An 18,733-nucleotide genomic window follows, 5' to 3' on the forward strand; every position below is an offset into this window, starting at 1 on the left:
TGCTTGAATTAATTGAACGTTTGTTTTATTATTCTGCCGTCACGAGGCGACGATGGCGCGCACCACAGGATCACACGGCGAGCGAACCGAAGCGGCAGTCCGTGAAGCGGCGGCCACCCTGATTGCGCGTTACGGTTATGAAGCAATGTCGATGCGCCAGTTGGCCGCCGAGGTCGGCGTGCAGGCGGCCGCGCTCTATCGCTATTTTCCGACCAAGGAAGACCTGCTGTTCACGCTGATGCGCGACCATATGCAAGCGCTTCGCGAGGCCTGGGAGCGTTCCAGGCCGGCCGACGCGGATCCGGTGCGGCAGCTTGCCGCCTATGTGCGCAACCACATCGCCTTTCATATCCGGCGCCGCCACGCCACACATGTGTCGAACATGGAATTGCGCAGCCTGTCGCCCGACAGGCTGACACAGATCCTGCGCATGCGCACGGCCTACGAAAAGGAACTGCGTTCGATCCTGCGCGATGGCGCCGAGGCGGGTTTTTTCCGCATCGAGGACACCGGCCTGACGGCCATGGCTCTGATCCAGATGATGACCGGCGTCATCGTTTGGTTCCGGCCGGGCGAGCGATTGTCGATCGCCGAGGTCACGCAGACATACCTTTCGATGACAATGCGCCTGGTCGGCGCGAACATTGGCGTTGGTACCGGGGAGGAACGGCATGTACACGAACACGCTCAGCTTCGGGCATGATGAGGACATCGAGGCGTTGCGCGACCTGGTGCGCCGCTTCGCCCAGGACAGAATCGCGCCAATAGCCGCTGACATCGATCGCGAGAACGAATTCCCGGCGCATCTATGGGGAGAACTCGGCACTCTTGGCCTGCTCGGCATAACCGCCGATCCCGATTTCGGCGGCAGCGGCATGGGCTATCTCGCCCACGTGATCGCGGTCGAGGAAATCTCACGGGCCTCGGCATCGGTCGGCCTTTCCTACGGCGCCCACTCCAATCTCTGCGTCAACCAGATCAACCGCTGGGCAACGCCGGCACAGAAGGAAAAATACCTGCCGCCGCTATGTTCGGGCGAGCACGTCGGCGCGCTTGCCATGTCGGAGCCCGGCGCCGGCTCCGACGTGGTGTCGCTCAAGTTGCGCGCCGAAAAGCGCAATGACCGCTATGTGCTCAACGGCACCAAGATGTGGATCACCAACGGCCCGGATGCCGAAACGCTGGTCGTCTACGCCAAAACCGACCCGGACCGGAAATCGCGCGGCATCACCGCCTTCATCGTCGAAAAGGCGATGCCGGGGTTTTCGGTGGCGCAGAAACTCGACAAGCTCGGCATGCGGGGGTCCAACACCGGCGAACTGGTCTTTTCGGATGTCGAGGTGCCGTTCGACAATGTGCTGCACGAGGAAGGACGCGGCGTCGAGGTGCTGATGTCCGGCCTCGACTATGAGCGCACCGTGCTTGCCGGCGGCCCGATCGGCCTGATGGCGGCCTGCCTCGACGTAGCGATCCCCTATGTTCACGAGCGCAAGCAGTTCGGCCAGCCGATCGGGGAATTCCAGCTGGTGCAAGGCAAGCTTGCCGACATGTATACGGCGATGAACGCCGCGCGTGCCTACGTATACGCCGTCGCCGCCGCCTGCGACCGCGGCCAGACCAGCCGCAAGGATGCAGCCGGCTGCGTGCTGTTCGCCGCCGAGAAAGCGACGCAGATGGCACTCGACGCCATCCAGCTGCTTGGCGGCAACGGCTATATCAACGACTATCCGACCGGCCGGCTTTTGCGCGACGCGAAGCTCTACGAGATCGGCGCCGGCACCAGCGAGATCCGTCGCTGGCTGATCGGCCGCGAGATCATGGCGGAGGGGGTGTAGCATGGCTATCCTCCAAACCCAGATCTCGCCCTCCTCCGAAACCTTCCGTGCCAATGCCGAGCGCATGCGCGCGCTGGTTGCCGACATCGCTGAAAAGGCCACGACAGTCGAGCGCGGCGGCTCGGATGAGGCCCGCGATCGCCATGTCGGTCGTGGCAAGCTGCTGCCGCGCGAACGTCTGGCGCAATTGCTGGACACCGGTTCGCCCTTCCTCGAGATCGGCCAGTTCGCTGCATGGTCCATGTATGGCGAGGAGATTGCGTCGGCCGGCCTGATCGCCGGCATCGGCCGCGTCGAGGGCACCGAGGTGATGGTCGTTGTCAACGACGCCACGGTGAAGGGCGGCACCTACTATCCGCTGACGGTGAAGAAGCATCTGCGCGCGCAGGAGATCGCGCTGCAGAACAATTTGCCATGCGTCTATCTGGTCGACAGCGGCGGCGCCAATCTGCCCAACCAGGACGAGGTCTTTCCCGACCGCGAGCATTTCGGCCGCATTTTCTACAACCAGGCCAACATGTCGGCTGCCGGCGTTCCGCAGATCGCCTGCGTCATGGGCTCCTGCACCGCTGGCGGCGCCTATGTGCCGGCGATGTCGGACGAGACGATCATGGTGCGCAACCAGGCGACCATCTTCCTCGGCGGACCGCCGCTGGTGAAGGCGGCCACCGGCGAAGACGTCAGCGCCGAGGAATTGGGCGGCGCGGATGTACACACCAGGCTTTCCGGCGTCGCCGATCACTATGCGCTGGACGACGAACACGCGCTCGCCATTTGCCGGCGCATCATCAAGAACCTGAATCGGAACAAGGCTGTAAGCCTGAGCTTACAGAAAGCTCATCAGCCGCTTCATCCCGCGGAAGAGCTCTATGGCATCGTCCCGACCGACCTGCGCCAGCCCTATGACGTGCGCGAGGTGATCGCGCGCATCGTCGACGGCTCCGAATTCGATGAGTTCAAGCAGAACTACGGCACCACGCTGATCACCGGTTTCGCCCACCTCCATGGCATGCCGGTCGGCGTCATCGCCAACAATGGCGTGCTGTTTTCCGAAAGCGCGCTGAAGGGCGCGCACTTCATCGAGTTGTGCTGTCAGCGCAAGATTCCGCTGGTTTTCCTTCAGAATATCACCGGCTTTATGGTCGGCCGCAAATACGAGGCGGGCGGCATCGCCAAGGACGGCGCCAAGTTGGTGATGGCGGTGGCGACCGCCAGGGTGCCGAAGGTGACCGTCATCATCGGCGGTTCGTTCGGCGCCGGCAACTACGGCATGTGCGGCCGCGCCTACTCACCGCGCTTCCTGTGGATGTGGCCGAACGCACGCATCTCGGTGATGGGCGGCGAACAGGCGGCAACCGTGCTCGCCATGGTCAAGCGCGAAGGCATCGAGCGAAAGGGCGGCGAGTGGAGCGCCGAGGAGGAAGCGAAATTCAAGAAGCCGATCCTGATGAAGTACGAGCATGAAGGCCATCCGCTCTATTCCTCGGCAAGGCTCTGGGATGACGGCATCATCGATCCGGCCAGGACACGCGAGGTGCTGGCGCTCAGCCTTTCCGCGTCGCTCAACGCCGAGATCGAGGAGACACGCTTCGGCGTGTTCAGGATGTGAGATGAGCAAGGCCCAAGACAGGATCCGCATCCACACCGGCGACATCACGAAGCTGGATGTCGACGCCATCGTCAATGCTGCCAACACCTCGCTTCTCGGCGACGGTGGAGTCGATGGCGCCATCCACCGCGCGGCGGGTCGTGAGCTCGAGATAGAATGCCGGATGTTGAACGGATGCAGGGTCGGCGACGCCAAGATCACCAAGGGTTACAAGCTGCCAGCTCGACATATCATCCACACGGTCGGGCCGGTCTGGCAGGGCGGCGGCAAGGGCGAAGCCGAACTGCTGGCCTCTTGCTATCGCAGGTCGCTGGAACTCGCGACCGCCAATGATTGCCGTTCGGTGGCGTTTCCCGCGATCTCGACCGGTGTTTACCGCTACCCGAAAGACGAGGCGACCGAAATCGCCGTCTATGAGGTCAATGACTTCATCAAGCACAACGCGCTTCCCGAAATCGTTGTTTTCTGCTGCTTCGACGAAGCGATGGCGGAACTATACCGTCAACATCTTGCAACATTGGGTGGAGATTGAATTTTATAGGCCAGGCCTTTCGTTCGCTCACGAAATCGCGAGCTCATCCCGCAGCTCTGGCGGCGCCGGAGAATATTCGCTATCGCTCCTGCTGCACTTTGCAATGGGGATGGGGTGAGAATGAAACGGAAATATTCACGGAATGTGTCTACTTTAATACTTTCGGCATTGCTGCTAACCGCCGCGCATGGCGCGGGCGTGGCCGGATCGCTGGCGGGAAGCGAGGGAGACAAGCGTTTCCCGCCCTATTTGCCACGAAATTTGAAAGATCCATGTACCAAGACCTACAAGGCCTATGTGGCGGCCGGCGGCCATTCGGCCTACGCCACCACGCCTTATGCCCGGATCATGTCATCATACATAATCTGCGGCGGGCATCTGAACGCGCCGTCACAAAAGGCAGCGGAAGAACTGGCTATGAAATCCTGTCTGGCCACGCGCGCGCACTACAAGGTAACCACCGGCGGCGCCTGCGAGATCGCCGCTTCGAAATAGGCCGGTGCCTACCAAAATGGCGCCGCCCGATACTGACCCGGGAGGCTCCATGTTCACGAAAATCCTGATCGCCAATCGGGGCGAGATCGCTTGCCGCGTCATCCGCACGGCTCGCAAGCTGGGCGTGCACACTGTCGCCGTCTATTCGGATGCCGACGCGAGATCCCTGCATGTCGAGATGGCCGACGAGGCGGTCCATATCGGTCCTTCGCCCGTCGGCGAGAGCTATCTGCGCGGTGACAGGATTGTCGCCGCGGCCCTGGCCACGGGTGCGCAGGCCATCCATCCCGGTTACGGCTTCCTGTCGGAAAACCCCGATTTCGTCGACCAGGTGGTAGCCGCCGGTCTCGTTTTCATCGGCCCGTCGGCGACCTCGATCCGCGCCATGGGGCTGAAGGACGCCGCCAAGCGGCTGATGGAAAAAGCCGGCGTTCCGGTCGTTCCGGGCTATCATGGCGAGGCGCAGGAAATCGTGCTGCTTGCGTCAAAGGCCCGCGAGATCGGCTATCCCGTGCTGATCAAGGCGCGCGCTGGCGGCGGCGGCAAGGGCATGCGCCGCGTCGAGCATCCCGATGACTTTTCCGAGGCACTCTCCAGCGCCCGGCGCGAAGCAAAGGCCGCTTTCGGCGACGACCGCGTGCTGGTCGAGAAATATGTCGACAAGCCGCGCCATATCGAAGTGCAGGTGTTCGGCGATAATTTCGGCAATGCGGTGCATCTCTACGAGCGCGACTGTTCGGCGCAACGCCGCCACCAGAAGGTAATCGAGGAGGCCCCCGCCCCCGGCATGACGCCGGCTTTGCGCAAGGCAATGACCGAGGCGGCGGTGAAGGCCGCCAAGGCAATCAACTATTCCGGCGCCGGCACCATCGAATTCATCGTCGACGCCTCGCAAGGCCTCGAGGCCGATCGCTTCTGGTTCATGGAAATGAACACCCGGCTGCAGGTAGAGCATCCGGTCACCGAGATGGTCACCGGCACCGATCTCGTCGAATGGCAGCTACGGGTCGCCAGCGGCGAAAGACTGCCGAAGACACAGAGCGAGATCACGCTTTGCGGCCATGCTTTCGAGGCGCGCATCTATGCCGAGGATGCGGCCAAGGGGTTTCTGCCGGCGACAGGCACGCTGCACCACCTTAGATTTCTGGACGTTGCCCCCGAAGGCGCCGCGATACGCATCGAGACCGGCGTGCGGGCTGGCGATGCCATCTCGCCCTATTACGACCCGATGATCGCGAAGCTGGTCGTCCATGCCGGAGACAGACGGGCGGCGCTGGAGGCGCTCCGCACCGCGCTCGCGCAAACCGAGATTGCCGGCTCCACCGTCAACACCGCTTTTCTTGCCGCTCTTGCCGCCGATCCGGATTTTGCGGCTGAAGACATCGATACCGGCCTGATCGGCAGACACCAGGAGGCGTTGACGGCGGTCGCGCCGCCGACCGGCGAAATCATCGCGGCTGCCGCCCTGGCGGCCTCGGGCGCCGGAGCACTGCCGCCGTCGAACGACCCATGGTCGTCACTCGCCGGCTATGCGCATTTCCACGGCGTGGCGCGGCGCATGCGGCTGACGTTCGGCGACGAAGCCATTCAGGCAAGGATATCAGTGCGATCGGACGGGCGCTTCCAGGTGGCGCTCGATGCGCCTTATGACAGCACCGATTCGCATGATCTTCGCGCCGTTCCCCGCCTCGCCCGCTGGCCTGGCCACATCACAGCGTTCGAAGGCGCCGTCGGCTACACTTTCGCGGTGCCGGACCCCTTGGCCAGGAGCGATGAAGCGGCCGCCGCCACCGGCAGCCTGCGCGCACCGATGCCGGGCCTGGTCAAGCTTGTGCGCGTGGCGAAAGGCGACGCTGTGATCAAAGGACAACCTCTGCTGATCCTCGAGGCGATGAAGATGGAGCACACCATCGCCGCCCCGCATGACGGGGTGATCGCCGAGGTCGCCGGGGAAGGCGCACAGGTCACCGACGGGACAGTGCTGGTGCGGTTCGCCGAGGACCAGAACGCGTCCACCGCGGCCGCCGGCGGATAGAAGGAGCGCACCGCGGACCGCAAACGGAAATGGCCAGGACGAACCCGGCCATTCCCTTGGAGTACCCGACCGCCAGGGCGATTACTGCGCGATCGGCGCGTACTTGCCGTCATGCCACTGGTTGATGTCGTAGCTGGCATTCTTGAGGTCGCCCTTCTCGTCGAAGGTGACGTCGCCGACAACGGTGCTGATCGCCGTGCCATTCTTCAGCGCCTCGGCAACCTTGGCCGGATCATCGCTGCCAGCACGCTTGATGCCTTCGGCGAATGCCTGGACCACGGCATAGGAGAACAGCGTGAAGCCTTCCGGCACGAAGCCGCCGGCCTTGATCTTCTCGACGGCTGCCTTGGCTTCCGGCTTTGCCTGCGGATCCGACGGGAACACGAACATCGTGCCCTCGCCGGCCGGGCCGGCAACCTGCCAGAATTCCGGCGAAGCGATCGAGTCCGGCATGATCAGCTGGAACTTGAAATTCTGTTCCGCCGACTGACGCAGGATCAGGCCAGCTTCAGGATGATAACCGCCGAAATAGACGACATCGGCCTTGAGATCCTTCAGCTTGGTGACAAGCGCCGAATAGTCCTTCTCGCCGGGGTTGATGGCGTCATAATAGACCTCCTTGAGGCCACCGGTATTCATGGTCGCCTTGACGGCATCAGCCACGCCCTGGCCGTAAGCGCTCTTGTCGTGCAGGATGACGACGTTCTTGCCGGCGTATTTCTTGGCGATCCACGGGCCGATGAAGGCGCCCTGCGCGTCGTCACGCGTGTAGAGACGCATGATTGTCGACCAGCCGGCCTTGGCGGCCGCATCGGTCAGCACCGGGTTCGAGGAAGCCGGGCTCATCATCAGGGCGCCGGCTTCGGCATAGACCGCCGAGGCCGGAATGCTGGAGCCCGAGCAGGCATGCCCGTCGATGAACTTGACGCTGTTGGCGACGATGCGATTGGCGACCGACACCGCCTGCTTGGGATCGCACTGGTCGTCCTCGATGTCGAGCTTGATCTGGGAGCCGTTGACGCCGCCAGCCGCGTTGATGGCATCGGCGGCGGCCTGTGCGCCTTGCTTGAACTGATCGCCGATGGTGGCGAGCTGTCCGGTCATCGGGCCGACCACGGAGATGGTGATGTCATCGGCGAACGCGACCGGCGCGCTCATCATCAGGCCGAAAATGGCCGCGCTCAAAACACTCATTTTTTTCATGACAATAGAACTCCTCCACTCACGCGCGGCCGCCCGGCCGCGCTTCTTCCAGAGAGGCGGGACAATTTCATCCTTCATCGGACCTGTCTAGGCGCATTGGCGCCACTCGATTAGGCCTGCGCGGCCTCATCCACGCAAAAAGCCACGCCAGCCTTGTTCCGGCCGGTCGTGGCTTTTTTTGCCGGTCAGGCTGTTTCCCCGGCGCCCCCGCGCTGTGAACCCAACCCACCTTCCCTGTCTTCATGTTGGCCATGATCCTTCCGAAAACCGGAGTCTTCGGGATCATGGTCCGTCGCGCGGCTTGGACCTGTCGGCGTGCCGCATTCTCGTTGTCGATGGCCGTGGCCTGGCTGTTTGCGCAGCCTTTTCCCTGTTGGCCCGACCGTCTTTCTGCGGTCTTGGCCGGAGCGTCTCCGTCTGGCGGAACTCAGTGCATGGTCATCCATTCGCGGGCTTCGCGCAGCGCCTTGGCGATCTCGACCTTCGACATGGCCGCCGAGAGTTCCGAGCGCAACTCGGCGGCGCGGGCCGATCCCTTGATGGCGGCGATGTTGAACCATTTGTGGGCGGCAACGACGTCGGTTTCGCAATCGCGGCCGGTCGCATACATCATGCCCAGTTCGAAAAGAATGTCGGCCTGGGCAGTTGCCCCCATGGCGCCGAAGCCTGCTTCAAGCATTTCAAAACGTGCCATTTTTAGTCCCCTGTCTGGCTCCCGAGAGCTGCCTCCGTTCGTCTTGTCCGGGCCGCTCTTTCGATGCTTTCGAGAATGCCGCGCAGGCTTGAATCCGTCGTTAAATGGCGTGCTTAATTTGAGGAAAACAAAGCTAAAACAAGAGGTAAACGCGAAAATTCGTTAAGGATACGAAGCCAGCAATTCAGCTGGTTTTCGCCAAATTTGCCGAAAATTTTCGAGCGCGCGGTCAACACTCTGCTAACCCTAGAAAGCAAACACGAGGCGCTGGTCGTTTTCATTTCCGGGCCGACAGGGCGAATTCAGGCGCTTTCGAAATGCCAAAACCTTCCGTCGCGGCACCGCTTTCGTTTTGACGGAAGCTGGATTAGCTTACGTTTGCGTAAGCGGCAGACCGGCGAGGCGGAGCATTCGGCCGGCTATCCAAAGGGAGGAAGACATGTCTCGAAAAGTGAGCCTGGCCCTGGCGGCCACTTTGATCCTGAGCGGCGCGGCGTGGGCCGATCCGATCGAGGGCAACTGGAAAACGCAAGCCGGCGACACCGCTGCCATTTCAGGCAGCAGCTCGTTCTCCATCACGCTCAAATCAGGCAAATATGCCGGCAAGACCATCGGCTCGCTCAAGGCGGCCGGCGACAACAAATACACCGGCAACATCACCGATCCGGCAAATGACAAGACCTATTCGGGCAAGGCAACCTTGTCGGGCGCCTCGCTCAAGATGAGCGGTTGCGTGCTCGGCGGACTGATCTGCAAGAGCCAGACCTGGCACAAACTCTAAGCGACCATTTCCGTGTGATCTCTAAACGGGGCCTGGCGGGCCCCGTTTTCGTTCTGTCGATGAGCAGGCAGCGCTCGGTCGGCATTCTGGTTGCCGCAACCCAGTCAACATCCCTTCAATCAATTTGAACGGCAGATGAACGCCGGCATCAGAGTCGGTTCAGAGGCGTCAGGGCATTCTCATGCGTGTTGAAGGAGACACGGACCCAATGCTTGCTCGCCGCTTCGCCATCGTCTGCCTGCTGATGAGCCTGTTTGGAATGTTCTTCGCCATCCTTGTCGCCGAAGCGGGCCGTTCCCCGCGCTCCTGGGACGGCGCCACCAGAATGTGCCATCTCGCCTGCCCGACCGATTTTCGTCACTGAAGCAGAGAACCCGGACCTCGAAAAGAAAAGCACAGAGATCATGAACCGCATCGCCGCCAACCTCTCCAAGACCCTCCGGCTCCTGCCGCGGGCGGCGCTCATCCTGATACTTCTGGCCGCTCCGGTCCTGGCGGTGCCGATGATGCGCGCCGATAGCGGCTCGACGATCGAGGCGCCGGCGCTCAGAAAGTCCGGCGTCGGGTTCGTGCTGCTGGTCAGCCTGCAGCGGGGTTGAAGAAAAAAGCGCGCTTTGAGCGCCTTCGGCGGCGAGCCCCCTCCCAACCGCCCGTCCAAGTCTCTATATTGAGCCATGGAAAAGCGAATCTATCCCCAAGCCATCGAATCTGTCGTCATGCCCGAGCCCTTTGGCCGGCAAAGCTTCGATAACGCCGAAAAGGCCGTTGCCGCGCTGCAGGTGCTCTACGACCGCAATACCAAGTTTCTGCGCGATTCCTTCGCGGCCCTAGCCGCCGGCGGCGACAGCAGCAAGCGCTACCGGGCCTTCTACCCCGAGATCGGCGTCACCACGAGTTCGTTCACCCAGGTCGACTCGCGCCAGGCCTATGGCCACATGCCAACACCAGGGCATTTCGCCACCACGGTTACCCAGCCGGACCTGTTCGAGACCTACCTCATCGAGCAGCTTCGGCTGATCATGCGCAATCACGGCGTGTCGGTAGCCGTCTCGGAATCGACCACCCCGATCCCGCTGCATTTCGCTTTTCTGGAAGGCACCTATGTCGACGGCGCCGCTGCCGAACGCATCAAGCGGCCGATCCGCGACCTGTTCGACGTGCCGGATCTCGACGGCACCGACGATCAGATCGCCAATGGCACGTTCGAAGTGGCCTTCGGCGAGCCCCGGCCGCTGGCGCCGTTCACGGCGCAGCGCATCGACTATTCGCTGCACCGCATGACGCACTACACCGCAACCAGCCCGCAGCATTTCCAGAACTTCGTGCTGTTCACCAACTATCAATTCTATATCGACGAGTTCGTCGCCCGCGCCCGCGACCTGATGGAAAAGGGCGGTGACGGCTACACGGAATTTGTCGAACCTGGCAACGTTATCACCCGGGCCGGGCAGAGCGCGCCCAGCGAAGGCGTAGCGCCACAGCGCCTGCCGCAGATGCCGGCCTACCATCTGAAGAAGCCGAACCATGGCGGCATCACCATGGTCAATATCGGCGTGGGTCCTTCCAACGCCAAGACCATCACCGACCATGTCGCGGTGCTTCGGCCACATGCCTGGGTGATGCTTGGTCACTGCGCCGGGCTGCGTAACACCCAGGCGCTCGGCGACTATGTGCTCGCGCATGCCTATGTGCGCGAGGACCACGTGCTGGACGACGATCTTCCGGTCTGGGTGCCGATCCCGCCGCTGGCCGAGATCCAGGTCGCGCTGCAGGAAGCCGTCGCCGAGGTCACTGGCCTGTCGGGCTATGATTTGAAGCGCATCATGCGTACCGGCACCGTCGCCACCATCGACAACCGCAACTGGGAACTGCGCGACCAGCGCGGACCGGTGCAGCGCCTGTCGCAGTCGCGCGCCATTGCGCTCGACATGGAATCGGCGACCATCGCCGCCAATGGCTTCCGCTTCCGCGTCCCCTACGGCACGCTGCTGTGCGTTTCCGACAAGCCGCTGCATGGCGAGTTGAAGCTGCCTGGCATGGCAACCGAATTCTACAAGCGGCAGGTGGCGCAGCACCTGACTATCGGCATCAGGGCGATGGAGAAGCTGGCGGAGATGCCGATGGAGCGGCTGCATTCGCGCAAGCTCCGGAGCTTTTCGGAAACGGCATTCCAGTAGGCGACCGCGAAGCCTCGGCGAGGCAATTCGTCGTCTTGCTCAGGCCGCAATTTGGCCGATAAGCAAATCCAACGGACCGACAGGCGGCATTCAGCGGATACAACCTCGCAGACACGACCTCAATGGCAACAGGCGCGCGCTTGAACATGACGGCTGGGCTGGCATTCCTGGCGATGACGGCATTGTCGGCCGCTTTGTTGGCCGGATTTTTCGGCACGCTGCACCCGGCGTTCGATTCCTTCTCGCATTTCCGCATTCATCTCAGCGTGCTGATGGCACTTCTGGCGCTGCCGCTGCTCGCCAGCTCGTTTCGGCTGCAAGCGGCGGGTGGGCTGCTTTTCGCCATTTCCTGCCTGGCCACAACGACGGGTGCGCTGCCCAAATGGTGGCCACAACAGGCGGCCGCCAAGCCGACCGGCCAGATCGTCTACAGCCTGCTGCAGATGAATCTGCGCTTCAACAACCCAACACCTAAGAAAGTGCTCTCACTGATCGGCCGCACCAATCCGGACGTGATCACGCTCGACGAGGTGTCGCAGATGTGGACGACCGAGCTTGGCTACATCGCCAGCGCCTACCCCTACCGAATCCTCTGCCCCTACCCAAACGGCATGTTCGGCGTGGCGCTGCTGTCGCGCCGGCCCTTTGCCGCCGACGCCGCGCCGCGCTGCGAGCCGCGCGGCGCGATGGCTATCGCCACGGTCGACTTCGGCGGCACCGATGTCGATGTCGCCGCGATTCATTTGAGCTGGCCCTGGCCGAAGGAGCAATACTGGCAGATCGGCGAACTGGCGCAGCCACTGGCCGCGCTCGGCGAGACCGCGATCATGGCGGGCGATTGCAACGCCGTGCCGTGGAGTGCCGCGGTGCGGCGGGTCGCGGCTCTCGGCGGGCTGACACTCATGCCTTCCGCCGGCCCGACCTGGATCCACCGGACACTGCCGGACTTCCTGCGCCGCTATGCAGGCCTGCCGATCGACCAGGTGTTCAGCAAAGGCGGCGTGACGATCCTGTCTTCGAGGCGGCTGGAAGATACCGGCTCCGACCACCTGCCGGTGCTGGTCGAATTTTCGGTCCGGTCCGATGAGAAACAGCCTGAGGATGGGCACGCCACCGCGCTCGCGGCGCACGATTTGCCTGCTGAGCCGCACGGCTGACGCGTCAACGAATGGAGCACCCGCGCCGCGGCGAAGCGTTGAGATGGCGAACGGATTGCTCGTTCAAGGTTTCCCGATCAAGGCAGCGATCAGATGTTCGACATGGCCGCCATCGCGATGCTCACGCCGATCGAAGGCGTTTTGCCTCGCCTCATATTCTGCATAAACGGCCTTGATGCGAAGCCGAGCCTCGCGGCGCGCCTTGTCGCATGACGGGTCGTTGGCGACCCGCAGGCCAGTTATCGACCTTTCTGTCACGCGCATCATCTCCCTGGCGATGCGCCCATGTGTTTCCTCATGGGCGCGAACACCGGCGAAAAACCTGTTCCAACGCCTCTTCAACGTCGGCGCCATGGGCGAGCCGACGCGAGGGAAGGTGTAGAACAGATTGAGCGTGCCGTTGACCCGCCGCAGCCGGCAGACGCCGTTGTCCTGGCCTCCGCCGAGATCCCAGTCGACCGTATAGGCGGTTGTGGCGATGGCATGCGTCATGAAGCCATGCTTGGGCCCCTTGCTGTCCATAGCGTCGATGAAGGCCGTACCCGAGTTTCCCGTGATGTCGTAGGTCCGCGTCTGGACGATTGCCCTGGTGCCGGCAAAGGCCTCAGGCGCGCACAGTGTCCCGATGACGGCGAGGCATGTCAGAACTGTCCGGCGCATCGGCCTTCTCCTTGTCCCAGGAGAAGGGAACCATAAGCCGGTGATAGTTTCAACGATTCTGCTGCGCTGCATGGTCTCGAAGCCAGAACTCCGCTGCAATTTTGCTGCCGCGCCCTGGACGGCCCGGCGGCGCAGGGGTCACATGCCCTGGTAGACCGGTCCTTCACCGCCTTGCGGGGGCACCCAGTCGATGTTCTGGTTCGGGTCCTTGATGTCGCAGGTCTTGCAGTGGACGCAGTTCTGCGCGTTGATGACGAAGCGCACATCCTTCGCCTGCGGGTCGGCGGCGGCGTTGCCGTCCTTGTCGACCCATTCGTAGACGCCGGCCGGGCAATAGCGTGTGGAAGGTCCGGCAAAGACATCATGTTCCGAGCGTTTCTGCAGGTCCATGTCGCCGACCAGCAGATGGACCGGCTCGTTTTCCTCGTGATTGGTGTTGGATAGGAACACCGAGGACAGACGGTCGAAGGTCAGCACGCCATCCGGCTTCGGATAGACGATCTTCTTGTGCTGGGCGGCAGGCTCGAGCGTGGCATAGTCGGCCTTGCCGTGCTTCAGCGTGCCGAAGGGCGAGACGCCGAACAGCGTGTTCAGCCACATGTCGAGGCCGCCGAGGCTGACGCCGATGATGGTGCCGAAGCGCGACCACAGCGGCTTGACGTTGCGCACCTTCTTCAGGTCCTTGCCGATGTCGGTCGCCCGCCAGGCATCCTCATAGGCGGAAAGCTCGTCATTGGCTCGGCCGGCGCCGATCGCCTCGGCGACATGCTCGGCCGCCAGCATCCCCGACAGTACCGCATTGTGGGAGCCCTTGATGCGCGGCACGTTGACGAAGCCCGCCGCGCACCCCATCAGCGCACCGCCCGGGAACGACAATTTCGGCACCGACTGCCAGCCGCCCTCGGTTATGGCGCGCGCGCCGTAGCCCAGGCGCTTGGCGCCCTCGAACGTGCCCGCGATCGCCGGATGGGTCTTGAAGCGCTGGAATTCCTCGAAAGGCGACAGATAGGGATTCTTGTAATTGAGGTGGAGGACGAAGCCGACCGCCACCTGGTTATCCTCCAAATGATAGAGGAACGAACCGCCGCCAGTCTTCATGTCCAGCGGCCAGCCGAAGGAATGCTGCACCAGACCCGGCCGATGGTTCTCCGGCTTGACCTGCCAGAGTTCCTTGAGGCCGATGCCGTATTTGCCGGGCTCGCGGCCATCGGAGAGTTTATATCTAGCGATCAACTGCTTGGCCAGCGAACCGCGCGCGCCTTCGCCGATCAGCACATATTTGCCCATCAACGCCATGCCCGGCGCGAAGCCCGGACCATGCGTGCCGTCCTTCTCGACGCCCATGTCTCCGGTGACGACGCCGGTGACGGCACCTTCTTCATTGTAGAGCAGGCCGGCCGCGGCAAAGCCTGGGTAGATCTCGACGCCGAGCGCCTCGGCCTTGCCAGCCAGCCAGCGGCAGACATTGCCGAGCGAGACGATATAGTTGCCGTGGTTGTTCATCAGCGGCGGCATGAAGATGTTGGGCAGGCGGAACGAACCGGCGGGGCCGAGCACCAGGAAATGGTCCGCAGTGACCGGTGTCTTGAAGGGATGACCATCCTCCTCGCGCCAGCCAGGCAGCAACCGGTCGATGCCGATCGGATCGACGACGGCCCCCGACAGGATGTGGGCGCCGACTTCGCCGCCCTTTTCCAGCACGACGACGGAGAGCTCGGGATTGACCTGCTTGAGGCGGATGGCCGCGGCAAGGCCGGCCGGTCCGGCACCGACGATGACCACGTCGAATTCCATGCTTTCGCGTTCGATATCGCTCATCAACCCCTCCGCACTGGCTTGCCGCCGTTGGCGTATCTTGCTGGCTCCTGCGCTGCATAGCGCATCAATTGGCGACAGGAAACCGGCGCATACGTGACAATGCCGATTTGGCCAAAAAGTCGCGCTTTGCGCGGCAGAGAGGCCATTTCCGCGCGGCGCGGCCCGCGAGGCTTGCGTTTTTTATTGTTCGACGGCTTGCTTATCGGCCATACTTCCCGCCATGCGCATTCCCGGGCCAGGCGGCTTCTCTTCGACGCGCTTTCCATCAACGCCCGGCCGGGCCTGCCGGGCGCTTATTTTGGCCCTTCTGGCGTCGAGCCCGTGTCATGCCGTCGCGGATGAAGTGAAGGTCTGGGCGACAGGCGCATACTCGTTTTCCGACGAGCTTGGCGGTTTCCGCATCACCGGAGCCTCCGGCATCGGAACCAAGGACGATCCGCTGGTCATCACCGAAGAGCTGAATTCGGCGACACCCGTGACGCTGACCATCCGCACCACAAAGCCGATCCAGGCATTCGGCAGAGCAGGCGAGTTCGCCAATGGCATCATGTATATGCGCATCGACGCGCTCAACAACAGCGGCCAGGCCTGGATCGAGTTCCAGTTCGAGCTTCAGGAAATACTGGACCAGCCAAGCGTGTTCGGAGACGGGCTTTCGTTCGACCAGCGCAACAAGACGCCCGACAATATCTGGTCGAGCAATTTCGCCGATTTCGACCGCGATTTCGAGCCCTATGACCGACTGCTGTTCAAAAACGGCAAGGTGGACCCGCTGAAGACCGCCAGCTTCGAATTCCTGATGACCGACTACACGCCGCGATGGACCTTCTATTTGGTTCAGGATCCACGCATACCCACTGGCTAGACCGCGACCTCACCTTGGCAGGCGGGATTGGCTGCCGCCATCGACCTCGCCGAGGTTGCAAATTGATCCCGCCCGGACGATGGTGCGGCCATGACTGCCGCCTCTCCCAACAATCCGGTCGATTTGGCCGATCTGCTCGCCTTCTATGCCAGCGCGGGTGTTGACGAGGCTTTGGAGGATGCGCCGGTCAATCGGTTCGCGGAGGCCGTGCCGAAGCCGGCGGAGCGCACGCCGGCGGCGCCGCGCGAAAGCAAGGCACCGGAGCCGCCCACGGCTCCGCCGCGCCTCGATGGGCGCGCCGTGCCGGATGCTCCGGCCCCGCGCCCGCCGACCTCGGCCGTGCCCGACGAAGCGCAGGCGGCGCTGGCGCGCCAGCTGGCGACCGCGGCAATGTCGCTGGACGAATTACGCCAGCACATGGCCGCTTTCGAGGGCTGCAATCTCAAGGCGACCGCCAAGAACCTGGTATTCGCCGACGGCAACCCGCAAGCGGCTGTCATGCTGGTCGGTGAAGCCCCAGGCCGTGACGAGGACATTGAAGGACTGCCCTTCGTCGGCCGCTCGGGCCGCCTGCTCGACCGGATGCTGGCTGCGATCGGCCTCGACCGTAGCTCGGTCTACATCGCCAACGTCATTCCCTGGCGCCCACCCGGCAACCGCACGCCGACGCCGCACGAGACCGAGATCTGCCGGCCGTTCATCGAGCGTCAGATCGAGCTGGTCAATCCCAAGGTGCTGATCAATCTCGGCGGCCCGTCGGCCAAGACCCTGCTCAACACCTCGGAAGGAATCCTGCGGCTGCGCGGCAACTGGCGCGTGCACACAACGGGTTCCGGCATTGCCATTCCAGCTATGCCGACACTGCACCCGGCCTATCTCTTGCGCACCCCCGCGCACAAGAAGCTCGCATGGCGGGATTTTCTCGAAGTGAAGGCGAAGCTGCGGGAAGTGAGCTAACGATGACCTTGCAGGTAATTGAAATACATTCAGCGTCAGCCTAGTCGTCCTGCATGACAACGCCCCAAACCTCCGCCGGTAGCCTGATCCGCGAATGGCGCACGCGACGTCGCATGAGCCAGCTCGACCTCGCCATGGAGGCCGAGATCTCGCAACGGCATCTCTCCTTCGTCGAAAGCGGGCGTGCCGCGCCCTCGCGCGACATGGTGCTGCATCTGGCCGAGCAGCTTGCGATCCCGCTGCGGCAGCGCAATCAATTGCTGCTGGCCGCGGGCTTCGCGCCGAGCTTCAGCGAACGGCCGCTCACCGATACGACGCTGGCACCGGCAATGGCGGCGGTCGAGATGGTGCTCAAGGGGCATGAGCCGTTTCCGGCATTGGCGGTGGACCGGCACTGGAACCTGGTTGCGGCGAACACGGCGATCGGGCCATTCCTGGCCGATGTTTCCGAGCCCTCTCTGCTCCAGCCACCCGTCAATGTGCTGCGGCTCAGCCTGCACCCAGGTGGTGTCGCGCCACGGATCGTGAACCTCCAGGAATGGCGCACCCACCTGCTCGAACGGCTGAAACATCAGAACGATGCCGCCGGTGACCCGGTGCTGGTGGCATTGGAGCAAGAGCTTCGCGGCTACCCCTCTGGCCTGCAGAGCAGCCGGCCGGCGCCAGTCGAGCCGAATGCGATCGTGCATCCGCTGCGGCTTGCCCATGGCGACACGGTGCTTTCCTTCATCAGCACCATCACCGTGTTTGGCACGCCACTGGATGTCACCCTTTCGGAACTGGCGATCGAATCCTTTTTCCCGGCCGATGAGCAGACACGGGCGATGCTGGTACGCTTGGCGAAGGAACGGTCCTGATCACCCTTGCGGCAGCGCAGCTTTGCGGGTGCGCGTCCGCTCCAGACCCAGCTGCCGTTCGCGCCAGATGATGAAGATGCCGGCGGCGACCACGATCACGCCACCGACCAGCGTGCCGGGCGAGGTCACGTCGCCGAAAACGAAGTAGCCGACGACGACGCCCAGGATCATCGAGGTGTATTCGAAAGGCGCCACGACCGAGGCTTCGGCATGACGGTAGGCCGCGGTCATCAAAATCTGGCCGAGCCCGCCACAAAAGCCGGCGAGGATGAGCAACGTGGCTTGTATTGGCGTCAGCGACTGCCAGCCGAAGGGCAGCGTCAACAGCGAGAGCACGCTCGCCGTCGACGAGAACCATAGCACGATGGTCGCCGTCTTCTCCGTCTGCACGAGATTGCGCACCAACAGCATGGCGACAGCGGAGATTGCCGCGGCCGCCAGCGCGGCCATGACGCCCAGGACCTCCTGGTCGTCGAGACCTTCATCCGAATTGAGCAGCGTCAGCTCCGGCCAGGAAATGACGAGCACGCCAATGAGGCCGATCGCGACAGCGCTCCAGCGATAGACGCGGATCGTCTCGCCAAGGAAGACCGAGGAGAACACCACGACCAGCAGCGGCTGTGCATAGTTCAGGGTGATCGCCTCGGGAAGAGGCAGCCTGGTGAGCGCGAAAAAGCCGAGCCCCATGGCACCGACGCCGACGACGCCACGCGCGACGTGGTTGAAGGGGCGTTTCGTCACAAATGCCGTGGCCAGATGTCCCTTCAACGTCAGGAAGACAATGATCGGGAAGATGGCGAAGAAGGAACGAAAGAAGACGATCTGCCCGGCAGGCACATCGCCTGCCGCCTTGATACAGGTTTGCATGCCGACAAAAACCGCCACGGAGACGATCTTCAGCACGATGCCTCTCAGCGTGCCGTGGCCGCCCGTCGTCTCTGGTTGCGCCCCCGCTCCTGATGTCACTTTGGCAATGCGTCTCTGCCCGCGGTCGAGGGCACGTTGCGGTTCTCGAAATGGCAGAACGGGAAATTGTCGGGGCGCCGAACGAAAGCGCC

At 63.0% G+C, this 18,733-nt stretch carries 19 protein-coding genes; 14 read left to right on the top strand and 5 right to left on the bottom strand.

The genetic code is table 11. The features are described 5' to 3' along the window. Window positions 1-52: 52 nt before the first annotated feature. The 6 genes from LB516_RS05780 (at window position 53) to LB516_RS05805 (ending at window position 6,506) form a co-directional block, all read left to right on the top strand. The gene (locus tag LB516_RS05780; RefSeq protein ID WP_224719103.1) at window positions 53-703 is read left to right on the top strand and encodes a TetR/AcrR family transcriptional regulator; all 651 of its coding nucleotides are present in this window, start codon (window positions 53-55) and stop codon (window positions 701-703) included. Further along, window positions 672-1,835: an isovaleryl-CoA dehydrogenase gene (locus LB516_RS05785; protein ID WP_140726725.1), complete on the top strand. Its 1,164-nt coding sequence runs from the start codon at window positions 672-674 to the stop codon at window positions 1,833-1,835. Before LB516_RS05780 ends, LB516_RS05785 begins: the two co-directional genes overlap by 32 nt. A 1-nt stretch (window position 1,836) precedes the next feature. Further along, window positions 1,837-3,444, top strand: coding sequence for a carboxyl transferase domain-containing protein (locus tag LB516_RS05790; protein ID WP_224719104.1), 1,608 nt, complete (start codon window positions 1,837-1,839; stop codon window positions 3,442-3,444). A gap of 1 nt (window position 3,445) precedes the next feature. Continuing rightward, on the top strand, window positions 3,446-3,976 hold the full coding sequence (locus LB516_RS05795; protein WP_224719105.1) for an O-acetyl-ADP-ribose deacetylase: 531 nt from the start codon (window positions 3,446-3,448) through the stop codon (window positions 3,974-3,976). Between the two features lie 120 nt (window positions 3,977-4,096). Further along, complete coding sequence (locus LB516_RS05800) at window positions 4,097-4,471, top strand: hypothetical protein (RefSeq protein WP_224719106.1); 375 nt, start codon at window positions 4,097-4,099, stop codon at window positions 4,469-4,471. Between the two features lie 49 nt (window positions 4,472-4,520). After that, a complete protein-coding gene (locus tag LB516_RS05805; protein WP_224719107.1) occupies window positions 4,521-6,506 on the top strand; it encodes an acetyl/propionyl/methylcrotonyl-CoA carboxylase subunit alpha in 1,986 nt (661 codons plus the stop codon). An 81-nt stretch (window positions 6,507-6,587) separates the two neighbouring features. Here the strand turns inward: LB516_RS05805 and LB516_RS05810 are convergent, their stop codons facing one another. Continuing rightward, window positions 6,588-7,709: a branched-chain amino acid ABC transporter substrate-binding protein gene (locus tag LB516_RS05810; RefSeq protein ID WP_140718108.1), complete on the bottom strand. Its 1,122-nt coding sequence runs from the start codon at window positions 7,707-7,709 to the stop codon at window positions 6,588-6,590. Between the two features lie 427 nt (window positions 7,710-8,136). Beyond that, window positions 8,137-8,403 (bottom strand): sel1 repeat family protein, encoded by a 267-nt coding sequence (locus LB516_RS05815; protein WP_010915070.1) that lies wholly within the window; start codon window positions 8,401-8,403, stop codon window positions 8,137-8,139. Between the two features lie 439 nt (window positions 8,404-8,842). Here LB516_RS05815 and LB516_RS05820 point away from each other — a divergent pair, with 439 nt between their 5' ends. The 5 genes from LB516_RS05820 to LB516_RS05840 all read left to right on the top strand — a co-directional run bounded on the left by LB516_RS05820 (window position 8,843) and on the right by LB516_RS05840 (window position 12,518). Next, window positions 8,843-9,184, top strand: coding sequence for a DUF2147 domain-containing protein (locus LB516_RS05820; RefSeq protein WP_140618524.1), 342 nt, complete (start codon window positions 8,843-8,845; stop codon window positions 9,182-9,184). Window positions 9,185-9,392: 208 nt separating this feature from the next. Next, entirely contained in the window at window positions 9,393-9,548 is a 156-nt protein-coding gene (locus LB516_RS05825) for a hypothetical protein (protein ID WP_224598326.1), read from the top strand. A gap of 40 nt (window positions 9,549-9,588) precedes the next feature. After that, complete coding sequence (locus LB516_RS05830) at window positions 9,589-9,783, top strand: hypothetical protein (RefSeq protein WP_015318605.1); 195 nt, start codon at window positions 9,589-9,591, stop codon at window positions 9,781-9,783. Between the two features lie 117 nt (window positions 9,784-9,900). Beyond that, window positions 9,901-11,361 carry an AMP nucleosidase gene (locus tag LB516_RS05835; protein ID WP_224641891.1) on the top strand — a complete coding sequence of 487 codons (1,461 nt, stop codon included), beginning with the start codon at window positions 9,901-9,903 and terminating at the stop codon, window positions 11,359-11,361. Window positions 11,362-11,507: 146 nt separating this feature from the next. Beyond that, on the top strand, window positions 11,508-12,518 hold the full coding sequence (locus LB516_RS05840; protein WP_224719188.1) for an endonuclease/exonuclease/phosphatase family protein: 1,011 nt from the start codon (window positions 11,508-11,510) through the stop codon (window positions 12,516-12,518). Between the two features lie 63 nt (window positions 12,519-12,581). Here the strand turns inward: LB516_RS05840 and LB516_RS05845 are convergent, their stop codons facing one another. Both LB516_RS05845 and LB516_RS05850 read right to left on the bottom strand, forming a co-directional pair. Then, entirely contained in the window at window positions 12,582-13,178 is a 597-nt protein-coding gene (locus tag LB516_RS05845) for a DUF922 domain-containing Zn-dependent protease (protein ID WP_015318608.1), read from the bottom strand. A 138-nt stretch (window positions 13,179-13,316) separates the two neighbouring features. After that, window positions 13,317-14,996, bottom strand: a complete 1,680-nt coding sequence (locus tag LB516_RS05850) for an electron transfer flavoprotein-ubiquinone oxidoreductase (RefSeq protein ID WP_224719108.1) — start codon at window positions 14,994-14,996, stop codon at window positions 13,317-13,319. A 220-nt stretch (window positions 14,997-15,216) separates the two neighbouring features. Here LB516_RS05850 and LB516_RS05855 point away from each other — a divergent pair, with 220 nt between their 5' ends. From LB516_RS05855 to LB516_RS05865, 3 genes are all read left to right on the top strand, one after another. Then, a complete protein-coding gene (locus LB516_RS05855; protein ID WP_224719109.1) occupies window positions 15,217-15,861 on the top strand; it encodes a hypothetical protein in 645 nt (214 codons plus the stop codon). Between the two features lie 90 nt (window positions 15,862-15,951). Further along, window positions 15,952-16,818, top strand: a complete 867-nt coding sequence (locus LB516_RS05860; RefSeq protein ID WP_140618530.1) for a uracil-DNA glycosylase family protein — start codon at window positions 15,952-15,954, stop codon at window positions 16,816-16,818. A 53-nt stretch (window positions 16,819-16,871) separates the two neighbouring features. Continuing rightward, the gene (locus LB516_RS05865; RefSeq protein WP_015318612.1) at window positions 16,872-17,675 is read left to right on the top strand and encodes a helix-turn-helix domain-containing protein; all 804 of its coding nucleotides are present in this window, start codon (window positions 16,872-16,874) and stop codon (window positions 17,673-17,675) included. On the opposite strand, the gene LB516_RS05870 is transcribed toward LB516_RS05865, so the two are convergent. Continuing rightward, on the bottom strand, window positions 17,676-18,641 hold the full coding sequence (locus LB516_RS05870; protein WP_140618532.1) for a DMT family transporter: 966 nt from the start codon (window positions 18,639-18,641) through the stop codon (window positions 17,676-17,678). It abuts the gene before it with no gap. Between the last annotated feature and the right edge of the window lie 92 nt (window positions 18,642-18,733).

It is taken from the genome of Mesorhizobium sp. CO1-1-7, from assembly GCF_020164885.1.
GTDB lineage: Bacteria > Pseudomonadota > Alphaproteobacteria > Rhizobiales > Rhizobiaceae > Mesorhizobium > Mesorhizobium australicum.